A 9379-nucleotide genomic window follows, 5' to 3' on the forward strand; every position below is an offset into this window, starting at 1 on the left:
GCGATCACACCGGCAGCAGCCGGCACAGACATACGCGGAAACCGTCGCGCCAAGACTAGCGCGAACGGCCAAACCAACAAGGCCGCGACCGTGGCAACCGGCTTCAAGGTGAAAGACATCGTGTCTCCACGCCAACCGGTCCAGCCGGTCACGGCGCCAAGTATGGGCCGATCGAAGCCCCGTTCTATCAGCAGAAGCCCCATGCCTACGATCATTCCGGTCACGAGCGCAATCCCGAGCCTCGACCGCTCTGCCGCGTCGAATTCACGAACAAGCCCCAGCAATCCGACAATCGATAAGAATATCCCTGTCAACGGCAGTGTCGCCGACACGGAACGTCCCGGCGTGAGCGACCATGCTGCGCTTGCTGCCGTCAAAACGAGAAACGCCGCGAAAGCTATTGCTATGCGTCTCGGGATCGGAATTGACGCCCGCCGCACCGCAATATGGGCTGCGAATGCGAACGCCGTGACGCACGCGAACAGCGGCGCCATCCCCTTGGGAGCGAATACGGCGAGTGGAAGGGCTAGTCCGGAGGCAACAACGAGAAATAAACTGGGGCGCAATACAACCACCTGGAAACGTGAATGTCCGGAAAGGTACGGCCGTGCATTCTAAAGAATCTCATAGCACAAAACCAGTTCCCTCCATTCCGTACACGGCGACTCTATGGCGGTTCGCGGCATGAACTTTTACTATCGGACAAGCGCCATGCAAGACCGCGCTGCGAGCACTTCATGCCGTGCATACGCGAGCTGCGCGGCTTGACAATGCCATCGAACGTGACGAAGGGTTATACGCGTCGATCTACTCGGAAGAAATCTCTAACGGTTTGGACTCGATGCCGAGCGAGTCACCACTGATATGCGATCCTGAGCGCTAAGGCGCGCTGCTGATGCGGCACGACTCGACGCACCATACACCGCGACCGGCGCCATATGCCGTCACCCCGACATTCCACGCGTCTGCAACCCCGGCAACATCAAAAGGCCTGCCGCGATTAAGGCGAAGCTTTTGCGCGCCGCCAAGTTGTTTGACCAAGCCCAACGCCACGCCCACGGATGATCCACGCGCGTTATTCTGCTATTGGGTGGAGCGGGATCGACGGTTTTTCCCACACGGAAACAATGTGCGCTCCGGTTCTCGTTTTATGCCTTTATTATCGGCGGTCGAGACATTAGAGTTACGCTAAGCGGCAAGATAAACAAGCACATGTTCCGGGGTTAACACACATTGGACGGCTGAAATAGCCAGGCGGTGGCGCCTACCTTCGGTTACACTGGCCGCCCATCATTCCGATCCGTTTCATTCGAGCATTCTTGCAATGACCTCCTTCTCGTCACCGGTGGTGCGGGCTACATCGGAAGCCATGTCGTGTTGGCGCTCAGGGATGCCGGTCACGCGGCTGTCGTTCTCGACGATCTTTCGACCGGGCGGCGCGATTTGGTGCCTGACGGTGTTCCGTTTGTGAGGGGCGATGTCGGCAACGGGATGCTGATCCGCCGAGTGCTAGCTGATCATAGCTGCCGGGCCGTCATGCATTTTGCGGGTTCGATCATCGTTTCCGAATCGACCAGCGAACCATTGCGCTACTACCGCAACAACGTCACCGCCAGTTTGGCACTGATCGAAGCCTGTATAGCCGCAGGTGTCGAATCGTTTGTTTTTTCATCCAGCGCCGCGGTCTATGGCATACCCGATCGCTGTCCGATCAACGAAGACGCGCCGACAAGCCCGATCAACCCCTATGGGCGAACCAAGTTAACCATCGAATGGGCGCTGCAGGACGCCGCACGCGCCTGCGGTTTGCGTATCGCAGCTCTCCGTTATTTCAATGTTGCCGGCGCCGACGCGCAAGGACGCAGCGGCGAATGTCAGCCGACCGCTACCCATCTGGTCAAGATCGCCGCAGAAGTTGCCGTCGGCGCTCGTAATCAAATGAACATCTATGGCGACGATTACGATACACCCGACGGCACTTGCGTACGCGATTTCGTCCACGTGTCGGACTTGGCTGACGCGCATCTCGCCGCGCTCAGGCACTTGGATGGCGGGACGTGAGCGTGACCCTCAACTGCGGCTACGGGCATGGATATTCGGTGCGCGAGGTCCTGACCAAGATCGAGCACATACTGGGGCGGAAATTGCCGCTCGCCGTCGCGCCGCGTCGTCGGGGCGACCCGCCCGTACTGGTGGCGGACGCCACGCGGATCCGGAACACTTTCGATTGGCGGCCCCGGCACAACGACCTAGACGAGATCGTTGCTTCGGCCATCGCCTGGGAGGAAAAACTGCGGGCCACGTCCTGACGCGCCCGAAAGCCGTTACCCACGGCATCCGACGAGACGCAACATATCCATGCGCGCCTCGGAGACCGTTCCCGGAAGAGTTTTGAGCCCGACAACGCGTACCGCGAATTCTTGGACCCGGACTAGCGCTGGACCGCGCGCCAATGCGACCATCGCCGGCATCGCCGCATAGGTCCCCGAGGCATCCTGGCGCAGGAGGATGTGGGTGATGCGGGCTGCACATAAATCCGCCAGCAGCCGCGAAGGATCGGTTTGTTCCGGCCGAAGATCGATTTCGCCCTGGGCGAACGGCGACGCGAATAGAAACGGCACGTTAAGAAAATAGAACAGCTGCCGTTCGCCGATTAGAAGCCGATCCGACGTCTTCAGATTAGCGTTGATCCAGGGAACCGGCGCGTAATACGAGACGTACCGCTGGAGAAAGCCTTCCCGATCGTCGCCGCTCGCGACGTGGCGGACGAATTTCATTCCGACCAGCCCTGCGCCCGCTAGCTGGATGGCGACCGTCGCGGCGAACGCCACAAGCAGAGGCCGCCGCATACCGGAGTTTCGGGTCAAGCGTTCGGCCGCCACTGTCATCGCGATCAACAACAGCGGTGCGACCGGCAGCAAATGGCGTACCCGCTGGGACGAACCGGTAACGAACCAAAGCACGTAAAATATGCCAGCGGCCACCACGAACGACCAAAGCACGCCGGGACGAATGCGGTCGCGGATCCGCCAAGCGCCAAGAACGGCAAACGGCAGCACTAAAAGGCCGAATGGGCCGAGACCGATCAGCTTGGCCTCGGTTTCGGGCGGAGCATGTAGGGTCGCTAGAAACGGGTACAGGATCAGGTTAAACGGGTTCCGCTCGAGGGGACGGTCGCCTTCCAGGAAAAGCTGGAAATAGCGATCGTGGGCGAGTGGCCATTGGATGAGGTTTTCGCGCCCGAGCCATTGGAACAGCATCGGGAACACGGGATCGCCGGTGTGTATCGCGTTCCAGGCGTACCATTGGAATCCGGCGAACGCGGCGAATACGCTGAACAGCGCGCCGAACGCGAAACGGCGGCGATGGAACAGTAGACACGCGCCGATTGCAACGAGATAGAGCAGGCCGAGATATTTGGAGCCAGCGTAAAACCCGGCCACCGCCCCGGCGAGCGCTGCGTATCGCGCATCGCCACCTTCAACCGCCTTGCCAGCGGCCCAGGCGGACACTACGGCAAACAGGGCGAGCCGCGTCTCGACTTGGCCAGTGCCAGCGCCGTAGAGGACGACCGGCAACGTCGCAAAAACCAGTGCGAGCGCCAGCGCCCAATTGCGCGATAGGTACGGGCGGGCGAAGGCATAGACGGCCCCAACCGCGATCCAACCCGTCACCCCCGTCCACGCCGTCAGCGCCCGTTCGCCGCCGAGCGCGAGTGCAGGCACATACCCCATCTGCAGCAAGTACGGAATTGCGCCGTCCGGCGAACGGTAAATGAACTCCAGCGCGCCGGCGCGGATAAATTGGCGTGGCACCGCGAAATGGTAAGCAAGTGAATCGGCATCGGCGGGCGGCGCCAGCGCCTCAAGCCCGTCGAGAACGAAAACGATGGTCAACAATGCAAGTAGGAGCATGCCCATTGCATCGGGGCGTTCCCAGGCGACGTCACGCCAGGACGGAGCGAGCAAAGGAAGTCCCGCCAACCCCGCGAGCAGAACCGCCCACAGCCACGGATCCTGAAATAAACCCGCAGCGCCAACGAAGAACATCAACCATCCCAGGACGCCGAGCCCGATCACGAACGCCATTGCCAACCCGAGCGTGCCGACCGGAGCAAACCCGCGCCCGAACAGCCGAAGAAACGCGGCACCGTACCCGAGACATGACAATAACTCCAAGATCGGAACGATCGCGGTCATACGCCAAATCCCAGCGCGCCAAGGATGAGGCCGGTCATATCGCGGTATTGCCAAAGGTAGACGGCGGTAGCGATTACGATCCAGATCCACGCGCCAACGATGCCCAGGGCGTCTTCGCTTCTGACGCCGCCCGTGCGCGATTCGCGTGCTGGTTCGCTCATGGGTCTGCCCGAACCGGTTATGATCGCGCGGCCGCGTATATGTCAACGACCTTCGGTCGGCGGTGTGCTTGTCCCGGACGCCATCCCCCGGCTATTGTTGCGAAACTTGCATCTCCCTATCAGGAAGTGGTTCGCAGCTTGACCCCTCTTCATGCATTTCGCCTGAACGTGCGGAACGACTGCCGGATTTGCGGAAAATCCGATCTGATACGGATCCTTGACCTCGGCTGCCAGCCGCCATCCAACAGCTTCATCGCGCCCGAGGACGTCGCCCGCGAGCAGGCCTTTCCCCTGGAAATGTATCTTTGTCTCCACTGCGGCCTGTCGCAACTGCGCCACGTCGTCGCTGCCGAAGATATCTTCAACGACTATCTCTATCTATCTTCGACCTCAGGCTCGCTCCGGCGCCACTACCAGGGGTTGATTGACGGCGCGCTTGCCGCCTTTGCCCCGCCCGAGGGCGCGCTGATGGTGGACATCGGCTGCAACGACGGCATCATGCTGCGCCGCTATCCTCCGGGCCGCTATCGCCTGCTCGGGGTCGAGCCGTCCTCAGCAGGCGACTACGCCCGCCGCGACGGCTTCGCGGTCGTGCACGGGTTTTTTACCGCCGAGCTCGCCGCTCGCCTAGTTGGCGGCCATGCCCGCGCCCACATCGTCACCGCCACTAACGTCTTCGCCCATGTGGACGACATTGTCTCGTTCGCCGCCGGGGTGCGGACCTTGCTCGCCGATGACGGCGTCTACATCGTCGAGTTCCCCTATCTGCGCGACATGGTCAAGCAGTGCTACTTCGACACCATCTACCACGAGCACCTGTGCTACCTGGCGCTGACGCCGCTCGTTGTCCTGTTCGAGCGGGTCGGGCTCAAGGCGTTCCGCGTCGAAAGCGCGGGCTCAGGCGCCTCGGGTCCGGCCTTGCGTCTGTTCGCCGCTCGGGCCGAATCGCCGCGCCCGGTCGAGGACGGCGTAACCGCCATGCTCGCCGCCGAGGATGCCTGGGGCCTGAAGCGCCAGGAAACCTACGCGTCCTTCGCCCGCCGCGTCGCGCGGGTGCGCGGCAGAGTCCTCGCCCTTATTGACGGGCTGATCGCGCAAGGGCACACAGTCGGCGCCTTCGGCGCCCCGGCCAAGGGCAACACCTTGCTCAACACCATGGGCCTCGGCCCCGACCGGATTGTCGCCGCGGCGGAAAACAACCCGCTCAAAATCGGCAAGCTGACGCCGGGCAGCCACATCCCGATCGTCGGCGACGAAGCGTTCCTTGAGATGGGCTTTTCCCATGCCCTGCTCTTGAGCTGGAACTACGCCGACTTTCTTCTCGCCAACGCTGAGTTCATCAGGCGCGGCGGCAAGTTCATCATCCCCCTTCCTTCACCCACAATTCGGCCGTGAAGAAGCTTTCCACAATGCTGGCTGTTGATATCGTCATTCCCGTCTACAATGAAGGGGAAAATATTATTCTGGTTCTAGATTCTTTTCGCCGGCACATTCGACGGCCATTCCGAGTTCTGATCTGTTATGATTTTCCGGAAGATACTACATTAACGGCGATCGCCACATGGGAACACCGAACCGACGTAAATATCGTACTAGTACGTAATCCTGGTCGCGGGGTTCATGCCGCCATCCTCGCTGGATTTAACGCTTCGACAGCGCCTGCAGTATTTTGTTGGATGGGTGACGACGATTTCAATATCAGCCTGTTCGAACCGATGGTCGCGCGTTTTGAAGACGGCTGCGATATCGTCACCGGCAGCCGATTCATGAAGGATGGCTGCATGATTGGCTGTCGCTGGTACAAAAAAATGCTAACGGTAGTTGCTAACGCCACGCTGTATCACTTGGCGCGGCTGCCGACTCATGATTCGACCAATGGCATTCGATTGTTTTCTCGCCGCCTGCTTGACACTGTCGCTGTCGAATCGAGCCAAGGTTTTACCTTCACCTTCGAGATGATGGTCAAAGCACATCGCTTGGGCTGGCGAATCGAAGAGCTCCCGGCCAAATGGTTCGAGCGCAAAATGGGACGCAGCAATTTCAAGATTCTGCCCTGGATCGTGCCTTATCTGCGCTGGTACGCTTATGCTTTCGCTACCACTTGGCTCAAGCGGGGACCAAAAACGGTTACATTGAAGCCGGGCGCAAGCCTTACTACCGAGCCCTACCGCCCCTGCGTACGCTCTAGGATTCATCCAAAGAAAACCGGTGCCCATTGACGAAAACGTAGGGCCCCGGATGGATGGGATGCTGGGCGGCACGAATTTTCCGTTCGAAAGTGTCCGGATCGGACGGATCCAGGACCAGCCATTTCTCAAAATCCTTGCGTGTGTAGGGTTTGCGTTTCCACGTTTCGCCACACGGTACGGGCAGTGACCCAGTGCGGGCGACGTAGGCCACGGTTTCGCGTAGCAGGTCCAGGCACGCGCGTTCGGCCCGCGCCGCCAGATCAGCACAGCCGTCGGACGGTAGGATCGGAACGCGACGCACCAGGAGAATAGCGCCGCTGTCGGGCGCAGCTGTCATGCGGTGCGCAGTAGCGCCGAAGTCGCGAGCGCCGTCGAACAACGCGTAGCTCGCGGTCGAACGGCCGGGGTATTCGGGCGGCGCGGGATGGAAATTGACCGCTTCGCGCGCGAGCACGCCGCCCTTGAGAATCCGGTCGGACAGGAAATTGAACACGAACCGGCCCTCTAGTCCGTCCAGGCGGCCGACCCAGGCGTCGCCATCGGCGGATTCGAGAACGTGACGCAGGTCGAGTTCCCGCCCCACGGCGTCGGTCGCTTCGGCGTTGAGTCGAGAGCCCGAACGGACGATCAGGATCGCGGACGGGCGGCTCATCCTATTCCGCCGCCTGGACCTCGGGCGCGCTCTTGCGGACGATCTGCCATAGCGGCTCGTCGGCAGGGGGATTGGCCTCAAAGTTGTACACCGGCCAACGATCGGGCGCGTAATAGTGCGACATCAATGCCGAACGCGACGCGGGCGTCATGAAATACTTAAGCGCGTAATACGCGTCCCAGAAGAATTCGCCGGTGCGGATGCCGCGTAACAGCCGCCGCCAAGCGAAACCTGGATTAAAGAGGATCGCGCGCTTGTAGGCGTAGTTTATGTATTCGCGGATCTTGTCGTAGGTCAGGTTGCGGTGAACGAACAGGCTTTCGTCGGTGTAGAAGAAATAGCTGTCCCAGTTATATGAGCGGACCAACCCTTGTGCGGCGTATTCCTTGAACATGCGGGTTCCGGGAAAGGCGATACAAACGCCAAACTTCATCATGTCAAGGGGAAGCTGGCGCGCGTATTCGATCGTGTCCTTCATGGTGTCTTCGGTATCGTGGGAAAGCCCGAGGAGCATGGAACCCGACGTGTCGAGTCCGGCCTTGCGCGCGAGGTTGACGGCGACGCGGCCCTGTTCGACCGACGCCTTGCCGCCCTTGCCGAAGGATTTGAGGATCGCATCGTTCCCGGATTCGAATCCGAAATTGACGCGATAGCACCCTGCCCTGCGCATGGCGTGGAACATGCGCCGATCCGCGCTTTCGACGCGGATGCCGTTGTGGCAGGTCCAGAGAACGCCGGTGTCGGCCTCGATGATCTTTTCGGCCACTTGCGTCGCCCATTCCTGGTCCGAAGTGAAGATGTCGTCGGCGAGCCAGAATTCCCGAAAACCCAGGGCGTGCATGCGCTTGACTTCCTCAGCGCAGCGTCCTGGACTTTTCTTCCGGTAGCCGAGTCCGGCGGTAGTCTTCGACGCGCAGAAATCGCACTTGAAGACACATCCCCGCGAAAATTCGGCGATGGTCATGGGACGCCGGCGCGCGACCAGACGCGAGATGCGGTGATAATCGCGCGTGTCGTAAAGATCCCACGCCGGCATCGGTAGGTCGTCGAGATTCTGGATCAGCGGCCGCAGCCCGGTGAAGACGATGTCGTCGCCCTTGCGGTAATGGATTCCCTTGACCGTGGCCGGATCGGAGGCGTCGCAATAGTCGGCGAAGGTATAATCGGCCTCGCCGACGAAAACCGCGTCCATCAGGGATTCGTGCATGGATTCGACCGGCAGCGCTGAAACGTGCGGCCCGCCGCCGACGACGGCGATGGAAGGCGAGATGTCCTTGACTAAAACACTGATGTCGCGAAGCTGATTCATCAACGGCGTCGTCGCCGTGATCCCGACGATGTCGGGCTTGCAGGCGACGACTTCGGAGCGTACGAACGCGAAGTCGTAGGGCCGCCAGGACAGATCGAGGATCTTGACCTGGTGGCCCTTCGCCCGCGCCGTGGCCGCGATCGTTGCCAGACCCAGGGTCGGGTGGACCGGATTGATGATCCCGACCTTGGTCCCGCCGTAGGACGGCTCGTAGGACGGATTGATGAGAAGAATTCTCGCCATGCGGCAACGCGGCCACGTTACGGACTGGATTTTCAACTCCGTCCGATATGTGTTCCCGAAAAAACGCTTTACGGGGGCATCATAATTGATTGCGGACTGTTAATAAAAGGAAAATAATTGTCCGAGCCGCGTCGGCGAAAAGACCCGAAATCCCGAAGGGCGATCGATTTGGCGACAGGAATTTCGTTTCCGGAAAATTGTGCCAACCATATTCGCTTTTTCCGAGTTTCGCTCCAACTCGCGGCGCCCGAGTGTTTTTTATTAACGATTTGACCGCTCCCGTTCTTAATGACCGGAACGAAACCCAAGCCCATGAAGCGCTGTGTTTCTTGCGAATACCTATTCGACGCGAAGGAATGGATTTGTCCGAAGTGCGGTTTCGCGCCCAATGTCAGGAGCGGATTCCCGACGTTCGTCGATGCGGCCGGAGACTTCGAGCCGCCGGAATTCCATCAGGCCGTATTTGACGAAATCATGAAAGTGGAGGCACATAATTTTTGGTAATTAGGGCGATTCGTAACCATGTGCTAGGAGGAAAGGCGCATGGTTATAGGGGGTTCGAGGGTTTTCGGGTGTGCGGCCAACTTTGAGCGGGGCCGCAAGTGCGTTTTCTGCGGGTCGTTCAA

5 protein-coding genes and 1 pseudogene are annotated in these 9379 nt (G+C 60.2%); 3 read left to right on the forward strand and 3 right to left on the reverse strand.

From position 1 onward, the window contains the following. Positions 1-1257: 1257 nt before the first annotated feature. Positions 1258-2309: pseudogene (galE, locus tag FJ311_14590) on the forward strand (UDP-glucose 4-epimerase GalE). A gap of 15 nt (positions 2310-2324) precedes the next feature. Here galE and FJ311_14595 read toward each other — a convergent pair. Further along, a complete protein-coding gene (locus FJ311_14595) occupies positions 2325-4199 on the reverse strand; it encodes a glycosyltransferase family 39 protein (GenBank protein ID MBM3952667.1) in 1875 nt (624 codons plus the stop codon). Between FJ311_14595 and FJ311_14600 the strand changes: the two genes are divergently transcribed. Together FJ311_14600 and FJ311_14605 are read left to right on the forward strand one after the other, a co-directional pair. Beyond that, positions 3899-5755 (forward strand): class I SAM-dependent methyltransferase, encoded by a 1857-nt coding sequence (locus FJ311_14600; GenBank protein MBM3952668.1) that lies wholly within the window; start codon positions 3899-3901, stop codon positions 5753-5755. The two genes, FJ311_14595 and FJ311_14600, sit on opposite strands and share 301 nt — an antisense overlap. After that, entirely contained in the window at positions 5752-6579 is an 828-nt protein-coding gene (locus FJ311_14605) for a glycosyltransferase family 2 protein (GenBank protein ID MBM3952669.1), read from the forward strand. Before FJ311_14600 ends, FJ311_14605 begins: the two co-directional genes overlap by 4 nt. On the opposite strand, the gene FJ311_14610 is transcribed toward FJ311_14605, so the two are convergent. Together FJ311_14610 and FJ311_14615 are read right to left on the reverse strand one after the other, a co-directional pair. Then, positions 6545-7201, reverse strand: a complete 657-nt coding sequence (locus FJ311_14610) for a hypothetical protein (GenBank protein ID MBM3952670.1) — start codon at positions 7199-7201, stop codon at positions 6545-6547. The two genes, FJ311_14605 and FJ311_14610, sit on opposite strands and share 35 nt — an antisense overlap. 1 nt (position 7202) lies before the next feature. Continuing rightward, a complete protein-coding gene (locus FJ311_14615) occupies positions 7203-8753 on the reverse strand; it encodes a radical SAM protein (GenBank protein MBM3952671.1) in 1551 nt (516 codons plus the stop codon). Positions 8754-9379: the final 626 nt, after the last annotated feature.

This window comes from Rhodospirillales bacterium (assembly GCA_016872535.1).
Taxonomy (GTDB): Bacteria; Pseudomonadota; Alphaproteobacteria; order Rhodospirillales; family 2-12-FULL-67-15; genus 2-12-FULL-67-15.